Origin of the sequence: Sphingopyxis sp. MG, from assembly GCF_002953155.1 — a bacterium.
GTDB lineage: Bacteria > Pseudomonadota > Alphaproteobacteria > Sphingomonadales > Sphingomonadaceae > Sphingopyxis > Sphingopyxis granuli.
The window spans coordinates 3178699-3198861 of record NZ_CP026381.1 but is presented as its reverse complement, the minus strand read 5'-3'; the positions used below and the strand labels follow the sequence as shown (position 1 = coordinate 3198861).

The 20163-nt window shown below is 57.8% G+C and carries 14 protein-coding genes and 1 pseudogene; 13 read left to right on the top strand and 2 right to left on the bottom strand.

The annotated features are described in order from the left end of the window. Window positions 1-123 precede the first annotated feature (123 nt). The gene (locus tag C3E99_RS14665) at window positions 124-1707 is read left to right on the top strand and encodes an ISL3 family transposase (protein WP_104959409.1); all 1584 of its coding nucleotides are present in this window, start codon (window positions 124-126) and stop codon (window positions 1705-1707) included. A 146-nt stretch (window positions 1708-1853) separates the two neighbouring features. Here C3E99_RS14665 and C3E99_RS14660 read toward each other — a convergent pair. Next, window positions 1854-2174: pseudogene (locus C3E99_RS14660) on the bottom strand (ATP-binding protein); the annotation flags it as partial. A 283-nt stretch (window positions 2175-2457) separates the two neighbouring features. Between C3E99_RS14660 and C3E99_RS19850 the strand changes: the two are divergent. The 3 genes from C3E99_RS19850 (at window position 2458) to C3E99_RS14640 (ending at window position 7760) form a co-directional block, all read left to right on the top strand. After that, complete coding sequence (locus C3E99_RS19850; RefSeq protein ID WP_158682321.1) at window positions 2458-3783, top strand: ComEC/Rec2 family competence protein; 1326 nt, start codon at window positions 2458-2460, stop codon at window positions 3781-3783. 367 nt (window positions 3784-4150) lie between these two features. Further along, a complete protein-coding gene (locus tag C3E99_RS14645; RefSeq protein ID WP_104960003.1) occupies window positions 4151-6850 on the top strand; it encodes a TonB-dependent receptor in 2700 nt (899 codons plus the stop codon). 142 nt (window positions 6851-6992) lie between these two features. Then, complete coding sequence (locus C3E99_RS14640; RefSeq protein WP_158682320.1) at window positions 6993-7760, top strand: endonuclease/exonuclease/phosphatase family protein; 768 nt, start codon at window positions 6993-6995, stop codon at window positions 7758-7760. A 32-nt stretch (window positions 7761-7792) separates the two neighbouring features. On the opposite strand, the gene C3E99_RS14635 is transcribed toward C3E99_RS14640, so the two are convergent. After that, a complete protein-coding gene (locus C3E99_RS14635; protein WP_158682319.1) occupies window positions 7793-8608 on the bottom strand; it encodes an IclR family transcriptional regulator in 816 nt (271 codons plus the stop codon). Window positions 8609-8724: 116 nt separating this feature from the next. Here C3E99_RS14635 and C3E99_RS14630 point away from each other — a divergent pair, with 116 nt between their 5' ends. The 9 genes from C3E99_RS14630 (at window position 8725) to pyc (ending at window position 20153) form a co-directional block, all read left to right on the top strand. Beyond that, window positions 8725-9741, top strand: coding sequence for an aldo/keto reductase (locus C3E99_RS14630; protein ID WP_104960000.1), 1017 nt, complete (start codon window positions 8725-8727; stop codon window positions 9739-9741). 6 nt (window positions 9742-9747) lie between these two features. Then, the gene (locus C3E99_RS14625) at window positions 9748-10941 is read left to right on the top strand and encodes an amidohydrolase family protein (RefSeq protein WP_199775018.1); all 1194 of its coding nucleotides are present in this window, start codon (window positions 9748-9750) and stop codon (window positions 10939-10941) included. Next, the gene (locus C3E99_RS14620) at window positions 10938-12152 is read left to right on the top strand and encodes a UxaA family hydrolase (RefSeq protein WP_104959999.1); all 1215 of its coding nucleotides are present in this window, start codon (window positions 10938-10940) and stop codon (window positions 12150-12152) included. Before C3E99_RS14625 ends, C3E99_RS14620 begins: the two co-directional genes overlap by 4 nt. A gap of 11 nt (window positions 12153-12163) precedes the next feature. After that, a complete protein-coding gene (locus C3E99_RS14615) occupies window positions 12164-12904 on the top strand; it encodes an SDR family oxidoreductase (RefSeq protein WP_104959998.1) in 741 nt (246 codons plus the stop codon). An 84-nt stretch (window positions 12905-12988) separates the two neighbouring features. Beyond that, on the top strand, window positions 12989-14245 hold the full coding sequence (gene fucP / locus C3E99_RS14610) for an L-fucose:H+ symporter permease (RefSeq protein ID WP_234002494.1): 1257 nt from the start codon (window positions 12989-12991) through the stop codon (window positions 14243-14245). Continuing rightward, window positions 14245-14580 carry an L-rhamnose mutarotase gene (locus C3E99_RS14605; RefSeq protein ID WP_104959996.1) on the top strand — a complete coding sequence of 112 codons (336 nt, stop codon included), beginning with the start codon at window positions 14245-14247 and terminating at the stop codon, window positions 14578-14580. Before fucP ends, C3E99_RS14605 begins: the two co-directional genes overlap by 1 nt. An 11-nt stretch (window positions 14581-14591) precedes the next feature. Next, window positions 14592-15437, top strand: a complete 846-nt coding sequence (locus C3E99_RS14600) for a fumarylacetoacetate hydrolase family protein (protein WP_104959995.1) — start codon at window positions 14592-14594, stop codon at window positions 15435-15437. A gap of 2 nt (window positions 15438-15439) precedes the next feature. Next, window positions 15440-16603: an alpha-hydroxy acid oxidase gene (locus C3E99_RS14595; RefSeq protein ID WP_104959994.1), complete on the top strand. Its 1164-nt coding sequence runs from the start codon at window positions 15440-15442 to the stop codon at window positions 16601-16603. Between the two features lie 79 nt (window positions 16604-16682). Continuing rightward, window positions 16683-20153 (top strand): pyruvate carboxylase, encoded by a 3471-nt coding sequence (gene pyc / locus C3E99_RS14590; RefSeq protein WP_104959993.1) that lies wholly within the window; start codon window positions 16683-16685, stop codon window positions 20151-20153. Window positions 20154-20163: the final 10 nt, after the last annotated feature.

Below are 20163 nucleotides of genomic sequence, written 5' to 3'. Positions count from 1 at the left end.
CCAACTATGCTTCCCTGTCCGGCCCAAGGGGCCCACTCCATATCGGCGTCGAAGAGGGGCTCTGACTCACTTTTGGTGCAAGTGCGTTGATAATGGCGAGTTTCCCCGAAGGAGGATATCGCCATGCATGGGAGCGGTTTTCGCGAAGCCATTGCGCCAATAGGATTGGTGATCGACAAGGTCGAGTATGCCGCCGATCAGATACTGATCACCGGGCGATCCCGATTTCGAGTTTCGATCTGCCCGAACTGCTGCCGCCCATCTGCGCGTGTCCACAGTCGATATCACCGTACACTCGCCGATCTACCATCTCATGGCCGGCCGGTTCGGATTACTCTTGTCGCCCGGCGTTTTCGTTGCGCCACATCCCGCTGCACCACGCGTATCTTCGTTGAACGCTTTCCTCCGGATGTGACTGCAACATTTGCCCGGCGTACGACCCGCCTGGATTCTATCGTACATCACCTTGGGCTGGCGCTGGGTGGGCGTCCGGCGGCCAGCTTGGCGCGCCGCCTTCTGATGCCGGTCAGCAAGGACACATTGCTTCGAACTGTGCGTCGGCGCTTCAAGGGCGCTCAGGTTAAGCCTACGATCATCGGCATCGACGACTGGGCGTGGAAGCGCGGACAGCGATATGGCACGATCGTCTGTGATCTGGAGCGCCGACAGATTATCGACCTCCTCCCCGATCGTGGCGTCGCCACCGTAGAAGCGTGGCTCAAGGCCCGGCCGGAGATCTGCATTATCTCGCGTGATCGCGGTGGCGGGTACCGGCATGCGGCCGCGCGCGCCTTGCCTGACGCCCTGCAGATTGCCGATCGCTGGCATTTGATGGAGAATGCCAGCCAGGCGTTCCTCGACGCTGTCCGTAAATCTATGCGCGCCATTCGCCAGGCACTTCAATCCGCCGAACCCGATCCAGAACTCCTCACCTGCGCTGAGCGGCTTCAATACGAAGGCTTCAAGCGGCGTCAGGATGCCGATGATGCGATCCGTGTGCTGCTTGGAAAAGGGGCGTCCATCAAGGCGGTCGTTCGCGCGACCGGCTATGCCCGCAAGACCGTACGCCAGGTCGCTCGTGGCGGACGATCCGATATGTTCCGCACCCGGCTTAGCTCTCTCGACCCGTGGCTCGGGACGCTCGATGCCGAATGGCGTTCCGGTTGCCAAAATGGTGCCGAACTCTGGCGGCGGCTCAAAATCATCGGCTTTAACGGAAGCCTGCGTGTCGTTGCAGAATGGGCGACGCGGCGGAGGCGCAACGAGGCAGCTCCGAACAACGTGTCGCGCGTCATTCCATCAGCCCGTGTGATTGCCCGGCTTATGACGATGGCACGCGATCAACTCTCGCAATCAGAAGCCACGCTTATCGCGACGATTGAAGCCGCCGTCCCGGCGCTCGTCGTCGTTCGAAATCTTGCCGACCGATTCCACCGGATCATCAGGCAACAGAAAGACTTCGAGCTCGCCACATGGATCGACGAAGCCCGGAAAACGCCGCTTCGTTCGTTTGCCAATGGCTTGAGCGACGACTGGAATGCGGTGAAGGCCGCTATCGTAGAGCCCTGGTCCAACGGGCAAACGGAAGGGCAGATCACGAAGTTGAAGCTCGTCAAACGCCAGATGTATGGGCGCGCCAAGCTCGATTTGCTGCGGGCGAGGCTGATGCCACCTCTCGATCATCCCTCTTTATTGCACCAAAAGTGAGTCAGAGCCGAAGAGGGACCCCCTTTTCGGATATGATGCCGGTTAGTTGAAGGTCGCCTTGCGCTGCGTGCGGCGGAGGGCGGGCGTAGCCCGACCGGAGGCGCGCGCAGCGCAAGATAGATTTTTGAAGGCGCCGAAGGTGGCGGTCAGCTGCGGTTTTTGAAGCGCCAGCTGTCGTTGCCCGTCTCGATGATATCGCAGTGGTGGGTGACGCGGTCGAGCAGCGCCGTGGTCATCTTGGGATCACCGAAGACGGTAGGCCACTCGCCGAAGGCGAGGTTGGTGGTGATGATGACGCTGGTGCGCTCATAAAGCTTGCTGATGAGGTGGAACAGCAACTGCCCTCCCGAGCGGGCGAACGGCAGATAACCGAGCTCGTCGAGCACGATCAGGTCGAGCCGCGACAGCTGCGCCGCCAGGGTCCCGCCCTTGCCGATCCGGGTCTCCTCTTCGAGGCGTGTCACCACCTGACCGGAACGGATAACGGCATTTGGTGAGAGAGAATACCGCCTCTTGGAAGGGTGTGGAACGGTCGGCTCTGGCCGACATTTCATCGCGTTGCCATCCCGACTGGGATGGAAGCGGCCGCATCGCGAGCTTTGGTTGCTACGATTTTATTGTCACCAGTAAAAATACATTCTACCTATGACCACGGACTTTAAGATCCAGAAGGTTGATCGACGGTGGATCGGACAAGCGTAAGTCCAGGGCAGTCAAGCCGTCGCCGAGTCGCGATTGAAAGGCAGGCAAATGTTCAAAGCACGCGCGGCGTCGAGACGATTACTGGGGTGGATTCTCGCCGGCGCGGTGATCGGAGCGCATTCATCGGCGTTCGCGTTCGAACCGGCTGTGGAAGGGCGCGGCAGTCCCGTTGCTCGTGAGATACTCCCTTCGTGGCACGAAGGTCTGCTGGACATTCATCACATCAATACAGGGCGGGGGAATGCGGCATTTTTCGTGCTGCCCGACGGGACGAGCATCTTGTTCGACGCAGGAGACATCGAAGACGACTTCGAGGAAAAATATGCCCCTTTGAAACTCGGACCCGCCGTCCCCGATCGCAGCTTGCGTCCCGGCCAGTGGATTGCAGATTATATCAGACAGTTTGCGCCCAAGAGCATGACGGCCATCGACTATGTTTTCGTTTCACATTTTCACACTGATCATTACGGCACCGTGTTACCGGAATCCCCTGTGTCAGCTCATGGTCCATGGAAGCTGACTGGCATCATGGATGTGGCAGAAGTCTGGCCGATCAAGATCCTCATCGATCGTGGCAATCCAGACTATAGTTTCCCCCGACCTCTTCGAGAGCAGCAGGATGAAAGTCTGCTCAATTACCTGCGATTTATCGATGCGGGCGTTCGTTCTGGACGGTTGAAAACGCAGGGGTTCGCGGTTGGACACGACGATCAAGTGCTGCTTCGTCATGACCGGAAGCGCTATCCGACCTTTTCGATCCGCAATATTGCCGCGAATGGCGAGATATGGACCGGCATAGGTATGGAGAAGCAGTCCACGCTGAGGGCTGATGAAATCGTTGATCGGAACGGCAAGTTCAATGAGAACCCGCTCTCCTTGGTCCTGAAGATCAATTATGGCGATTTCGACTATGTGACCGGTGGCGACATCACCGGTGTGAGCGAACCCGATCAGCCCGCCTGGTTCAATATGGAAAGCAAAATTGCGCCGGTGGTGGGCGAGGTTGATGTGATGACGATGAACCATCACGGCAACCGCGACGCCACGAACGCAGATTGGCTTCGCAATTTGAAGCCTCAAGTGCTGGTCGAACAAACCTGGACCTCGGATCAACCCGGCGGTGAGGTTGTGGCGCGGGTGACATCGAAGCATCTTTGGCAAGGGCAAAGACACATTTTCGCGACGCACATCCAAGAAGCAACGAAAGTCGCGATCGGTCCGTGGCTCACGCGCAATTATCAAAGCATGAAAGGCCATGTCCTAATTCGCGTTCAACCGGGCGGCAGCGTGTTCGACGTCTATATTCTCGACGATCATAGTCGGGAACGGCCCATTAAATCGCATTTTGGCCCATTCGTTTCGCGACCGGAATGAGTTGGAGATCACCCCGCTGATTTGATCCGGCCACTTGGATGACGGCCACTTGTGCGAAAGTACCGCGTCATACTCACGCCATGAACGAACCGTGCCGGGTGCGTGTTTGAGCGCGCTCTGCCAGGCAGCCGAGCGCATTTCGTCGCTTATCAAGCGCGAGTTCGCGCCTCGCTGGGCCGACTTCCGCTTCGTCCTTTCGACCGGCATCTTGTCGATGCCTGACGAGGCGTAGTTCCTGACACCATTATGCGCGCCCCGCGGCGACCTTGACGAAAGGGGGATCGATGAAGTCGCCACCTTTGAGCTGATATTGTGCCCTTGCAAATTAATTGCATATGTGTGATACGATTCCGCATATGAAACTAAAATGACAATGGCATTTACAAAAGTGGGGAGAGGGACGGCCATGCGGCACGCTTGGAAATGTGGAATTTCGTTTTTTGCTCTGGTTGTCGCGGTCCAACCGGCACTAGCTCAAAGTGAGCCTGCTGCAGATTCGTTGAAGGCCGAACCGGCGGGCCCGGAGGACTCCACCGCGCAGGGCGAGATCATCGTGTCCGGCTTTAAATTGCAGGCGCAGCGAGCGGTCGAAGCCAAGCGCGACAATCTACAGATTAGTGATAGCGTGACGACCGACGACATCGCTTCTCTGCCGGATTTCAATCTGGCAGAGGCGCTGCAACGCCTTCCAGGCGTCAACACGGATCAAGATAATGGCGAAGAGCGCTTCCTGACGATCCGTGGGATGAACAAGGAATATAATTTCACCACGGTCGATGGGCTGGTGGTGCCGTCGACGGATGAAGGGTCGAGAGGTGTTCTGCTTGATACGATTCCATCGTCCGTCGCCAAACGTGTCGACGTAAATAAATCCTTCACTGCCGATATGGATGGCCAAGCGATCGGAGGACGCATCGATCTCAAGACGCGGAGCGCCTTCGATCGAAACGGGATGCTTCTTGCCGCCAACGCCTCGATCGGCTTCTATGAGAACAATGACGAAGGGCCCATCAAGGTCAACCCGTCCATCCAGGCCTACGGCGTCTTTTCCCAATCCTTTGGAGCCGACCATAATTTCGGGATCGTTCTAGGAGCCAGTTACTGGAAGCGGGAAAGCTACACAGAATCTCCGACCAACGCGGGTAGCACCGGATATTATTGGTTTTCCCAGGATGGGGTGGGTGGCGAGACGCCTGACGTCAACCCGGTCCCGCGTGACCCATATATGTATCTGTATTACAACAAGCGTGAGCGAACCGGTCTCTTTGCAAAGCTGGAATATCAGTCCGACGACCGCAATTTCTATGCTTATGTGCAAGGGTATCAGTTCAATCGCGACGACTGGGAACGGCGAGACGTCGCGCGTATATCCAATAAGGACTATAAGAATATCCCGGCCGATATCACGCCGACGAGTGGACACGTCCTGGGGCGCGTAGAGCCGTTGGTCGAATCCGCGTATGATATCTTCAGAGACAGAACCAGGGGCGTAAACGCGGGCTTCAATTACCGTTTTGCCGAGAGGCACCTCCTGGAAGCCAGGATCGGCTATTCGAAGGCCGATCTGGACCTCGATGTTCAAAAGGCGAGATTTTATCGTACGCAGAACAAGGATCTTTCGTACACTTATAATAGGCTCGATGACGGGGGTTATTATTACACTTTCGACAATCCCGGAATCTTTTCGGACCCAGCTGCGTACAACAATTTTCACTATATCAGCCTGGAACCGCGCAGCAATGACGAGCGTGTCAAGGAAGCGCATCTCGACTATAGCTATAATCTGGACAAGGATTCGCGTGGCTTTGGCGTCAAGGCAGGCTTCGTCGCCCGATCGACGGAGCGCGAGCGATCACAATCCTATAGCGAATACCGGGCCAAATCGGGCGTAGTCGTTTCTCTCAAGGACTATGTACTTGAAGATACATTTCAGACCCCAATGTTTTCAGATCCCATGATCTTTATAGATCTGGACAAAATTCTGGATTACTTCGACAGCAACCAGGATAAGTTCAAATTGCAAGCTGCAAGTGCAAAGCTGACTCAATACGATATCAATGAAGATATTCTCGCCGGATACGCTATGGGGGTATTCAGGACGGATAGCCTTCGCGTCACAGCTGGTGTGCGATATGAGCATACAAAGATCGAGACGTCATCGCCGAATGCCGACACAAAACTCGGCCCCGATTATTTCAACAACAAATATGGAACATGGCTTCCGCGTGCCGATCTGGCCTATGATATAACGAACAGCCTGCGCCTCCGTCTTGCTTACAGCAAATCGGTAGGCCGCGCTAATTATGATAATCTCAGCCCCGTGACCATCGTCTCCGATAGCGGGCCTGAGGTCGTCATAACTGGTGGAAATCCGGGTTTGAAACCACGAATTTCCAATAATTATGATATGACTCTCGAATATTACTTCCCGACCATAAAAGGATTGGTCGCGTTGGGTCTCTTTCACAAGGATATCGACAACGAAATCTATCGCAACCAGGTTCGCGGTACGATCGAATATGATGGCGTTCAACGTGATGCGATCTTCGTCAATCCCCAGAACGCACAGAGCGCAAGCCTGACCGGAATTGAAGCCGGGATTATTCTGGATTCATTGGCTCCCCTGTCGTCAGCCCTCGAGGGTTTCGGCCTGTCAGCGAATTATGCCTATATTCATAGCAAGGCAGAGATCGGCTATACGTCCGGCGGTCAGAATTTGACGAGAGAGATCTACGGACTCTTCTATCAGCCCAAGCATATGGGGAATGTGGCCCTTACCTATGAGACGGGGCCGTTTGACGCAAAAATCGCATATACATATCAGGGCATGCAGATGAAAAGCATTGCTGTGGAGGACAAGCCTGGCTTCGATCACCTCTACGCGGCGCGGTCGAGCGTGGATCTCCAACTCCGTTATTGGCTGGCAAAGAAGGTGCAGTTGGTTCTGCAAGGCAAGAATCTGACGGACAATAAGCCGCATGAGATTGTTGGCGAGGAGCAGCGGTTGCACCATACGTTCCGCGATGCCGGACGATCATATTGGGCTGGACTTTCTTTCAAATTCTGAGCCGATCGTATCGCCGCTATTTCCTGCTGCATGGATGGATGGGTCAGCTCATGGCGCTTAATATCATCTTTGGTGAATCTCACCGGTATTCAACAGAATGCCGGTGAGATCGGCCCTAACTGCCATCGCGGCTTCAGTAGCCATGGCCAGTTCGCCCGCCTACGCGGTCGGCCGTTGCCCTGCGGGGCAGGAAGCCGCGATTCAGCCCGTCCGTATCGGCGCCTTCAACGTGATGTTTGGAGAGCGTGGTACGCCGGAGGAGGTCGCGCGTTTGCTGTCTCCCTACCATCTAGATTTAGTTGCATTTGCGGAGGTGCCTGATGGTGATTGGACGGAACGCGCCGGTAAAGTCTTGGGCCTGCCTTACGCATATGTAGGAAAGATATCTTCAGCAAATCATAAGGATAAGTATAAATCGATACTCAGCTCCGCGCCGTTATCCGACATTGGCGAGACGAGGTTGGATTCTGGCACCGGCTGGAAGCCGGCATCCGCGGTTCACGCGGTTACGACCATAGGCGGTCTGACGTTGCGCTTTTATGCGCTGCATGTGGCCGCGAGCCGCGGAAGGAGCGGTCAACTCTACGAATTCCTGAGAAAGGAGGCACTTTCGCCGAACGATGAAACTATGGTTGTTGCCGGAGACTTCAACAATGAGATTGGTGACAGTGCGATTTCGAACCTTCGACGATTTGGCTTCAAGTCGGTCTGGTCTGGAGCGGGCGTGAATCCACAGCGGCAATCCACCGTTGTTGCGCCTTCAAGGATCGGGATTATCGATCATATCTTTTATCGCTCCTCCGCGAAGGTGACGGTTCCCGCGGCAGCCGTTGTTGAAGCCGGTCCACCGTTATCCGACCATAGGCCGACCGTTGCGGAACTACGGTTTGAGACCTGCCGAAGCGAATGAGCGGCTAGCGGCCGCGCGGCCGCTGGTTGAGATCACAGCTCCTCATAACCGAGCTCCATCGAAATTTCCCGAACCGTCTCGAGCAGCAGGCGACGAGTTTCTTCCAGGCGTGTTTTGTTGTCCTGATCTTTGCGGTAGAGAAACGGGACGACCAGCGCAGCGGATATTGTGCCGCTATGGCTAAAAATAGGTGCGCCGACGTCCGTTATCCCCTCGATCTGGTTGCTGGGCATTTCCAGAATTTTGCTCGCCCGAATTTGTTTCTCCAGTCCGCTGATCTTTTTCGCGAGTGCGATATCACCGCCATCCTGGGCGATATTCGTCAGGAGAGTTTCACGGGCGGCATCATCGGAAAGCGCGAAGAAAATGCGACCGGAACATGACGTCAGAATCGGCGCTTCCGCTCCCACTTTGATGCTAAAATTACGATCCCGGTAGCTGCTCTGCTGCGCGATCGCCACCATCTTCGAATCTGAGTGTATCGCGAGATGGCATGACTGTCCGCTTTGCAACGCCAAGCGCCGCATCGGTTCTGCCGCGGCTCGCGTCAAGACGTTGACCGGCAAGTGCCAGTGCGCAAGTTGAAACAGCTTCATGCTCAGCTGGTAACGCTCCGTACCCTGCTGCGTTCGAACGAACCCGCGCTGCTCGAGAACCGCGAGCATACGGAAAATCTCGCCTACCGAACGCTGCAGGCGTTCGGCGATCTCCTTGAGGCTGATTGCTTCGGGCTCCTTCGCCAGGAGTTCGATGATGTCGAGGCCCTTCTCGAGCGCCGGCGCGCTGTATGTTTTTCGGCGCGTCGCTTTGGCGCGGGCGCTCGGCTGTTCCGTCTTGCGGCGTGGCATGGCGTGTCTTTCGATGTCCTGAAACCCAATTGTATTGATGGAATCTCGCTGTCCAGTCTTTTTGTGTTGCATATATACAAGATAGTTTTATATTTGATTGAGAAAGGAATGAAAACGTGGTTGCAGCCGTTGTCGAATCGTTGCCCAGGCTGGGCTTGGGGTGCGCGTCACTCGGCAATCTGTATCGGGCGATTACCCGCGATCAGGCATTGGCGATCGTCGACGCCGCGTGGGACGCGGGATGGCGCTATTTCGACACCGCGCCCTATTATGGCCTTGGTCTGTCCGAACGGCGTCTCGGCGATGCGCTGCGCGAGCGGGAGCGTGCGGATTATACAATATCCTCTAAGGTCGGCAGGTTGCTCGATCCCGACACGGCGACGGATATCGCGGCGGAGCGCCATGGCTTCGTGACGGCGATGCCGTTCAAGGTCCGCTACGATTATAGCTATGATGGTGTGATGCGATCCTACGAGGCCAGTCTGCAACGGCTTGGCTTGGCGCGCGTCGACATCTTACTGGTTCATGACATCGGCATTGCGACGCACGGATCCGATAATGAACGCCATTTGGCCGATTTGTGGGATGGCGGCTATCGCGCGCTCGATGAATTACGAGGCAGCGGGGCGATTTCCGCCATAGGCCTCGGTGTCAACGAGTGGCAGGCGTGCGCAGATGCCATGGAGAAGGGGCGGTGGGACTGTTTCCTGCTGGCAGGTCGATATACGCTCCTTGAACAGGAACCACTCCACGACTTCCTCCCGCAATGCGAAGCTCATGGGGCAAAGATTATCCTGGGCGGGGCCTATAACAGCGGCATCCTTGCTACCGGCACACGGCGGGGTGGAGAGCTCCACTACAATTACGCGCCAGCTCCGCAATCTGTCATCGACCGCGTCGTCAGAATTGAGGAAATATGCGACGCCCATGGCGTCACTCTGGCTGCCGCTGCGCTTCAATTTCCGCTGGCTCATTCCGTCGTGCAGAGCGTCATTCCCGGCTTGGGGGAGGCGCGCCGTCTCAGGCAAACCGAACGGCTGATGTCCCAAGCGATCCCGTCGGCATTCTGGCAGCAGCTCAAGCGGGAAGGGTTGCTCGATCTTGAAGCGCCCGTACCGGTAGGACGGGACTGATTTAATATGGCCGAGTCCCAATGCGTCGATATGGTCGCGCCACGCGCCTTCATGACCGTCGACGCCCATCAACACTTCTGGACCTTGTCGAACCCTTTCACGGTTTGGCCTACACAGGATCTGGCCAGCATCCATCGGGACTATGGTCCCGATGATCTCGCGCCTGAACTCGCGCGTACGGGAGTCGACGGAACGATTCTTATCCAGGCAGCCCCTAGCGTCGAGGAGAGCTTATATCTCCTCGATATTGCGAACCGATGCGACTTTGTGCTCGGCGTCGTTGGCTGGGTCGATTTTACGGCCGATGATAGCATCGCCCAACTCGATCGCCTCGCGGCGAGTCCCTGGTTCAAGGGTGTGCGCCCGATGCTCCAGGATATAGACGAGCCGGATTGGATTCTTTGCGACAGGTTCGCCCCGCTTTTCGATGCGCTTCTTGCTCGCGGCTTACGCTTCGACGCGCTGATCCGCCCGAGGCAACTACCTGTGATAGCCGAACTCGCACGTCGCTATCCGGCCTTGCCGATCATCGTGGATCACGGCGGCAAGCCGTCGATTGCGGACGGAGAGTTCACGACATGGGCCGAAGGAATTCGAGTGCTTGCGCGAATGCCGCTGGTCTCTTGCAAGTTATCGGGCCTTTGGTCCGAAGCGGGGAGCGACATATCCGAACCGCGCATTCGGCCCTATGTCCGGCATCTTTTTCACTGCTTTGGTGCAAAGCGACTGATCTGGGGCAGCGATTGGCCCGTGGTTCAGTTGGCCGGGAGCTATCAGGCCTGGTTTTCGCAATGCCAAGCTATGCTCGCTGACCTGGGACCTGAGGATCAAGCTGCCGTCTTCGGCGGCAACGCAATGCGCTTCTATGGCGCCGCGGACCATGCGCCGGCAAATGTCGGATCGCTATTGTTGCTTCATCCAAAGGACAATGTGCTGATTTGCACATATGGAGCCAAGGCAGGCGAACTCGTCGAGATCGATGGTACTGGCTGCCCGCTGATGCAGGATATAGGCCTTGGCCATAAGGTCGCCCGCATCGCGCTGGCGGCTGGCGATAAAGTCTATCGTTATGGCGTTCCGATCGGCACGATGACGGCGCCCGCGCAGCCGGGCGAGCATGTTCATAACCACAATCTGGTGAGCGATTACCTGCCGGCGCATGGTCGCGGCGCAGCACGTGCAGAGGAGAAGCGGTCATGACCGACGCGGTGAGCTTCTCCGGCTATCTGCGCGACGACGGGCGCTTGGGCATCCGCAATGCGATCCTGGTTATCTATCTGGTCGAATGTGCACATCATGTCGCGCGGCGTATCGTGACAAATGCGGATGACCCGTCGGTACAGCTGGTTGGTTTCCCCGGCTGCTATCCCAATAGCTACGCCTTTCAGATAATGAAGCAGTTGGCCACTCATCCCAACGTCGGTGGTGTGCTGATCGTGTCGCTCGGTTGTGAAGGTTTCGACCGCAACGCGCTCTATGATGCCGTGATCGCCAGCGGTCGGCCGGCGGAGGTCCTGGTGATCCAGCAGACTGGCGGCACGCGGGCGACCATCGATGCCGGCATTGATGCCGTCGCCCGCCTCAAGGCGGTCGCCGACCGGGTCAAACGGGCCCCGATGGGGATTGCCGATCTTGTCGTCGGGACGATTTGCGGCGGATCCGATGGAACCAGCGGCATTACTGCCAATCCGGCGGTCGGTCGCTGCTTCGATAAGTTGATCAAGGCCGGTGGTACCTGCATGTTCGAAGAAACGGGCGAACTAATCGGGTGCGAGCAGGTTATGGCCGCCCGGGCGGTAACGGCTGAGCTTGGGCGGGAGATTGAAGCGGCCGTCGCCAAAGCTGAACGCTACTATGCCACGCTTGGCTATGGCAGTTTTGCGCCGGGCAATGCCGAGGGTGGACTCACGACCCAGGAGGAGAAGTCGCTCGGCGCTTATTCCAAATCGGGAGATTCCCCTATTTCCGGCCTCATCAAGCCGGGCGAAGTTCCACCGGGTCCGGGCCTCTATCTTCTCGATGTCGTGCCGGACGGGGAGGTGCGCTTCGGTTTCCCGAACATCTCCGATAACGCCGAAATCGTCGAGCTGATCGCTTCCGGTTGTCATCTCATTCTGTTCACTACCGGCCGCGGCTCGGTCGTGGGTTCGGCGATTTCCCCCGTCATCAAGGTCTGCGCAAATCCGGAAACTTATGCGAGGCTGCCCGAAGATATGGACATCGACGCCGGGCGGATTCTTCAACACAAGGCCGGTCTGGACGAGGTGGGTTCAGAGATCTTCGATCGGGTCATGGGGGTCGCCGACGGGCAGCCCAGTGTTTCCGAGGCGCTCGGGCACCAGGAATTCATTCTGACATATAAATATTTCGAAGCGAGCGGACCTGCGTGCCTGCCCATTTCGCGTCCTTAGGAGATGAACTCATGACACACGGATTCTCGCTGAAAGGCAAGCGTGCGATCGTGACCGGCGCGGGGCAGGGTATCGGCAGGGCTAGTGCAGAAGCCTTTCGCGATGCGGGGGCGGATGTGCTGGCAACCGACGTGAACGAGGACAGTCTCGCATCGATCGAGGGATGCCGCACCATGATGCTAGACGTCCTCGATACGCAGGCGATCACCGGTCTCGCGGAGACCGGGGATGGCTTCGACATTTTGTTCAACTGCGCCGGCTATGTGCATTCGGGAACAATATTCGAGTGCGATGAAAAGGACTGGGCCTTTTCCTTCGATCTGAATGTCACCGCGATCTATCGGATGATCCGTGCCTTGCTACCCGCCATGGTGGCGCGTGGCGGAGGCTCGATCATCAATATGGCGTCGGTCGCGGGCTCCATCATCGGCGTGCCCAACCGTTTCGCTTATGGGGCGAGCAAAGCGGCCGTGATCGGCCTGACCAAGGCCGTTGCCGCCGATTTCGTCGACCAGGGCATCCGCTGTAACGCCATTTGTCCCGGCACGGTCCAATCTCCGTCGCTCGAACAGAGGCTTGCCGCGACAGGCGATTTTGCAACGGCGCTCGCGGCATTCACGGCGCGCCAGCCGATGGGCCGTATCGGACAGCCCGAGGAAATTGCGGCATTAGCCCTGTATCTTGCCAGCGACGCATCGGCCTTCACGACAGGCCAGTGTCACATAATTGATGGCGGTTGGTCCAACAGCTGAAACGGGGATAGGAGGGGGAGGGGCATGGCGTTGCCATCACAATCGTTGCAGGGATCGTCCGCATCGTCTGCGAGAGCACCTTTGGTGCAACGATCCTATGTCTTGGCTTTTTCCCTGGTGACGACGCTCTTTTTCATGTGGGCGGTTGCCAATAATTTCAATGATATCCTGATAAAGCAGTTCCAGAAGGCGCTTGACCTCACGCGCATGCAGTCGGGCCTGGTGCAGACCGCCTTTTATCTTGGCTATTTTACCATTGCCCTGCCTGCTGGCTGGGTGGTCACGAAGGTCGGCTATAAAAATGGCATCCTGATCGGCCTCGGCCTGTACGCGTTGGGGGCGTTGCTATTCTTTCCCGCAGCTGACATCCGGCTGTTCGGTTTCTTTCTTGTGGCCCTGTACACGATTGCGGCTGGCCTCGCTTTTCTGGAGACTTCGGCAAATCCGTTCATTGCCGTTATGGGATCGCCGGCAACCGCCGCGCAACGGCTGAACCTGGCGCAGAGCTTTAACGGTTTTGGGGGTTTTGTGGCGCCGTTTCTGGGAAGCGCATTGATCCTTTCTGGCGTGGAGCACGGTACGCAGGAACTCGCTGCCATGTCGCCGCAGGCGCTTGAGGCCTATTATGCCAGCGAGGCTCAGGCCGTTCAATTTCCCTATCTCGGCCTGGCGGCCGTCGTTCTGATGCTGGCATTCGTCATCTGGCGAACCCGCTTTCCCGAAATCATAGAGGATTTCGGTGATGATGCCGAGAAAGCGTCAGCCGGTCGACGCTCGATCTGGTCGCATCGGCACTTGCTCGGCGCGGTGATAACGCAGCTATTCTATGTCGGAGCGCAGGTCGGCATCTGGAGTTATTTCATCAATTTTGTTCAGGATCTGACGGGCGCCGGAGAGAAAAGCGCCGCGCACCTTCTCGGTTTCAGCCTGATGGGCTTCATGCTTGGTCGTTTCATGGGCACGGCGCTCATGCGCTTTCTCGATCCTGCCCGGATGTTGGGAATTTACGGCGTTGTCGCGGCGATGCTGTGTGGGGCGGCGATGCTGACGGAGGGCTGGACGGCAGTGTTCTTGCTGGGATCGACGAGCGTGTTCATGTCGATCATGTTCCCGACGATCTTCGCACTCGGTGTTCAGGATCTGGGGAAATCCACCAAGCTCGGTTCTTCCCTGCTTGTCATGGCGATCGTGGGCGGCGCGCTTTTTCCTCCGCTGGTCGGAATGATTGCCGACAGGACGCAATCGATACAGATGGGGATGACGGTGCCTTTGGTCAGTTTCGTCGTGGTGGCGTTATTCGGCGCCTCGATGCAGCGTCGTGGGAAGATGGGCAGGGCGTGATGGCTCGTGCGGTCTATCTCCTCGATCTTCGTGATGCCGACCTTGCCCAGGAATATGCCGACTGGCATCGGCCCGGCCGCGTACCTTCCGCCGTACTGTCCGATATCCGCGCCACAGGGATCATTGGCATGGAAATCTTCCACTCGGGAAATCGGCTCGCGATGGTCGTCGAAACGCGCGGAAATATGAATCCCGGTCGCTTGCGCGCCGGTCCGGAGACGCGGGCATGGGAGGAGTGCATGGATGCCTATCAGCAGCCGCTCTCCTGGGCGCCGGAGACCGTCAAATGGCAACTGACGAACCGCATATTCAATCTTTCCGATCATGAGATTTAGGGGACACTCATATGAAGTTGCTACGATACGGCGCCAGGGGGCAAGAGCGCCCGGGATTGCTCGACACCAATGACGCCGTTCGCGACCTGTCGGCACATGTCGGTGACATCGACGGCGCCGTTCTGACTCGTGAAGGCCTTGATCGCTTGCGAGCGATCGATGTTGAAACTCTGCCGGAGATCGCTGACTTCGAGCGCTATGGTGCTTGCGTCGGCAGCGTCGGCAAGTTCATCTGCATCGGCCTCAACTACAGCGACCATGCTGCGGAAAGCGACATGGAGGTTCCACCCGAGCCGGTGGTTTTCATGAAAGCGACCAGCGCGATCAGTGGCCCGAATGATCCGATCATCCAGCCGCGCGGAAGCACCAAGCTCGATTGGGAGGTCGAACTTGCCGTCGTGATCGGTGCCCACCTCGCCTATGCTGACGAAGCGGAAGCAGCTGCCGGCATTGCCGGTTATTGCCTGTGCAATGATGTGTCGGAGCGCGCGTTCCAGCTTGAACGGCATGGTCAATGGACCAAAGGCAAGGGGTGCGACAGCTTCGGTCCCATAGGGCCTTGGCTCGTAACGGCGGACGAAGTTTCCGACCCGGATAATCTTGCGATGTGGCTCGACGTCAATGGCAAACGCTTTCAGGACGGCAATAGCCGCACCATGATCTACAAGCCCGCCTTTCTGGTCAGCTATCTGTCCCGATTCATGAGCTTGCAACCTGGCGACATCATTTCGACGGGCACGCCCGCCGGGGTCGGATTGGGTCAGCGACCGCCCGTCTATCTGGAGGTCGGCGATGTCGTCGAATTGGGGATCCAGGGGCTTGGAACGCAGCGCCAGATCGTGGTCGCGGCGGCATAGCGATGACAGGTCTCAAACGCTGCTTCAATGTTGAGGACGTTCGTTTGAAGGCGATGAGCCGCCTCCCGGCACCGATGTTCCACTATATCGACGGCGGTTCGGACGACGAATGGACATTGCGGCGCAACAGTCGGCGCTTTACCGACTATGTGCTGTTGCCCGAGGTTCTGCGTGACGTGGCCGAGATCGACCTGTCTACCGAACTTGTCGGCCAGCGGATCGCCTTGCCTTTTTTCCTTGCGCCGACCGGCATGTCGCGGTTGTTCCATCATGGCAAGGAACTCGCCGTAGCGCGTGCAGCAGAGAAATTCGGGACTCTCTATTCGCTCTCCACGCTTGGTACGACCTCTCTCGAAGAGGTCGCTGCGACGATCGCGACGCCCAAGATGTTCCAGATCTATATCCTCAAGGATCGGGAACTGACTCGGGAGTTCGTTCAACGCTGCAAGGCAGCGGGATATGAGGCGCTTTGCCTGACGACCGATATGGCCATGGCCGGCAATCGCGAACGCGACCTGCGGACAGGAATGGTCATGCCTCCGCGCTTTGGTCTCGGCAGCCTATGGAGCTTCGTTGCGCATCCTCACTGGTCGCTCAATTTTCTGGCGCATCCCGACTTCCGGCTCGCCAACGTCGCACATCGCGTCGATGCGCTTGGCGGGGGAGCGATGGGACTTATCGACTATGTAAACAGTCAGTTCGACCGCAGCGTCACGTGGCGCGACGTGGAATGGCTGCGCGGCGAGTGGGAGGGACCGCTTGTCGTCAAAGGCGTTTTGTCGCCTGCCGATGCAGAACGAGCCTGCGCTGCCGGTGCGAATGCGTTGATGATCTCGAACCACGGCGGCCGACAGCTGGACGGTGCGCCTGCGCCGGTGGATCTGGTCCGCCCGATCCGTGACCGCGTAGGCGATGCTGTTCAACTCATTGTCGATGGCGGAGTGCGTCGTGGCACCGATATCGTCAAGGCGATCGCGCTTGGTGCCGACGCCTGTTCGATCGGCAAGGCCTATCTCTATGGTCTAGCGGCGGGCGGTCAGGAGGGTGTCGAGCACGTTCTCGGGTTGCTCAGAACCGAGTTGGTCCGCGCGATGACACTGCTTGGGTGCGCCTCAATCGACGATATCGGGGAGAGGCATGTGGCCGCATTGGGCGAAATTTCATGACAATATGTTCGTCCAAAACCGCACTGTTCGATAAATCTGCATCGGCATACCCAAGACCGTACTCCGGGCTGCCCTTGTGATGGAGCGAACCCGGTCCGCCACGCGCGTCTTCCGGAAGATATTGGTGGCGAACCGTTCGGAAATCGCGATCCGCGTTTTTCGAGCGGCGACGGAACTCGGCATTGCCACGATCGCGATCTATGCGGAGCAAGACAAACTCTCGCTGCATCGGTTCAAGGCGGATGAAGCCTATCGGCTCGATCCCGAGAAGGGACCTGTCGAAGCCTATCTGGCAATCGATGACATTATCTCGATCGCGAAGGAGGCGGACGCCGACGCTATTCATCCCGGATACGGACTGCTGTCTGAAGATCCCGAATTTGCCGAAGCATGCGCAGAGGCGGGAATCACATTTATCGGCCCTCGCCCGGAAATCATGCGCCAATTGGGGAACAAGGTGTCGGCGCGCCATATCGCGATTGATGCCGGCATTCCCGTCGTTCCCGCCAGTGACCCGCTGCCTCGGGAAGATGCCGCGATAATGCAGCAGGCGGAGAAGATAGGTTACCCGCTGATGCTCAAGTCGAGTTGGGGCGGCGGGGGGCGCGGAATGCGTGTCATCGCCGATGCAGACCAGCTCCTCAGTCTCGTTCATGAAGGTCGCCGCGAGGCGCGAGCAGCATTCGGGCGTGACGAAGTCTATGTCGAGAAACTGATTGCCGACGCCCGTCATGTCGAAGTGCAGCTTCTCGGGGATAAGCATGGCAATCTCGTGCATCTCTTCGAGCGGGACTGCACTATCCAGCGACGCAACCAGAAGGTCATCGAGAGAGCACCTGCGCCCTATCTGGACGATGCGCAACGTCAGGCAATTTGCGATGCGGCACTGAAAATCGGCCGACATGTCGGCTATGACAACGCGGGTACGGTAGAGTTCCTTTTGGATCGCGCGAGCGGCGAATTCTATTTCATTGAAGTCAATCCGCGCATCCAGGTCGAACATACGATCACAGAGACGATCACCGGACTCGATATCGTCAAGGCGCAAATCCGGATCGCGGCGGGCGCGCGGTTGGGCGTGGCTGAGGAATGCGGCATTCCTGCGCAGGAATCGATCATCATGTCGGGTCACGCCATTCAATGTCGTGTCACCACCGAAGATCCTGAAAATAACTTCATCCCCGATTACGGCAAGCTCGTCACTTATCGCGGCGCGTCCGGCTTCGGGATTCGCGTGGACGGAGGGACGGCTTATTCCGGCGCAATCGTCACACGATTCTATGATTCACTGCTCGAGAAGATAATCGCCTGGGCAGCGACCCCTGATGAAGCGACGTGTCGAATGCTGCGGGCGATACGCGAGTATCGAATTCGCGGGATCAGGACGAATCTTGGCTTTCTCGAAAACCTCCTCGCACATCACGCGTTTGGCGACCTCGACTATAACACCCGGTTCATTGACAGCCATCCCGACCTTGCGCGCATACGCCCGCGTCGCGATCGCGCGAGCAAGCTCCTGGCATATATCGCCGATGTCACGGTGAACGGCCACCCCGACGTCAGGGATCGTTCCATGCCATCGTCCAGCGTGACGATGCCGATCGTGCCCAAATCGCGGGGCGGCACCCCCTCTGGTACGCGCCAGATACTGGAACGGTTGGGACCGAAGGGCTTTTCAAGGTGGCTCCGCGAACAACAACCGGTATTGCTCACGGATACGACGATGCGCGACGCGCATCAGTCACTGCTGGCGACGCGCGTGCGTGGTTTCGATATTGCACGAATCGCCGACTATTATGCGCGCGCCTTTCCTGATCTTCTATCGCTTGAATGCTGGGGCGGCGCGACCTTTGATGTTGCTCTGCGTTTCCTCCAGGAAGATCCTTGGGAGCGGCTTTCTCTGTTGCGTGAGAGGATACCAAACATCCTGACGCAAATGTTGATCCGAGGCGCCAACGGCGTCGGCTATGCCAATTATCCCGACAATGTCGTTCAGCATTTCATCCAGCAGGCTGCGGCTAATATTGATGTTTTCCGGATATTTGACTGTTTCAATTGGGTAGAGAACATGCGGGTCGTAATCGACACCGTGGCGGATTGCGGTAAAATTGCGGAGGGGGCGATCTGCTACACGGGCGACGTCTGCGACCCGGCGCGCACTCGTTTCGACCTCTCCTATTATGTTGGCGTCGCACGCCAGCTCGATGAAGCCGGGTGCCATATTCTCGCGATCAAGGACATGGCGGGGCTTCTGACGCCACAAGCCATCCGAAAGCTGCTCAAAGGATTGCGTGACGCGACCGATCTGCCGATTCACCTGCATACCCACGATACATCGGGAGCGGCGGCGGCGACACTGATCGCCGCTGCGGAAGCCGGGGTCGATGCGATCGATGTGGCGATGGACAGCTTTTCTGGCCTGACATCGCAGCCTTGTCTGGGTTCGGTCGTCCAGGCACTCCGTCATGGAGAGCGTGATCCTGAACTGGATGCGGATAATATTCTGCTCGCGAGCGCCTATTGGGAACAGGTGCGGGCGCAATATGCCGCGTTCGAAAGCGATCTCAAATATGGCGCGTCAGAGGTCTATCTGCACGAAATGCCGGGTGGGCAATTCACCAATCTCAAGGAGCAGGCGCGATCCATGGGGCTTGGTACGCGCTGGCATGAGATTGCGCAGGCCTATCACGCCGCCAATCTGTTGTTTGGCGACATCATCAAGGTGACGCCGTCATCCAAGGTCGTCGGCGATATGGCCTTGATGATGGTGGCTCAGGACATCTCGGCAACGGACCTGTTGGAGAACAGGCGCGACGTTGCCTTTCCTGCATCGGTCCGTGCGATGTTAAAAGGTGATCTTGGACAGCCGCAAGGCGGCTTTCCGACGGAGATTCAGGCCTTGGCGCTCGGCGGCGGCGCGCGAGCGTGCACCGAACGGCCGGCGTCGTTGCTGCCACCGGCCGATCTCGTTTCGGCGCGTGCGCAGGCCGAGGAGAAATGTGGCCGGGCGCTGAGTGAGACAGAGTTCGCTAGCTATCTAATGTATCCGGATATCTTTGCTGATTACGTGGCTGCCGAGGGCAAATACGGACCGGTGTCGCGTCTTCCCACACTTTGCTTCTTCTATGGCATGAAAGTGGGCGAACAGATCACGGTTGAGATTGACCGGGGTAAAACCCTTCACATCACCTTGCTGGCGATCGGTGATCTCGATGACGAAGGAAGGCGAACGCTTTTCTTCGAGCTGAATGGGCAGCCACGCAACGTCGCGATTGCTGAACGGGGCGTTGGATCGGCGACACGCGACGTTCGTATGGCCGAAAATGATAATCCGAGTCATGTCGCCGCGCCGATGCCCGGCATGGTCTCCCTCCTGGCGGTGTCCGTCGGCGCCATGGTCCGGACCGGAGATCGGTTGATGTCGATCGAGGCGATGAAAATGGAATCGGCTGTGACGGCCACGCGGGACGGGATCGTGTCGGAGATATGTGTGAAGCCTGGCGCCATGGTCGATCCCAAACAACTATTGTGCGTGATTGTGGACAACTGACCGCAGCCAT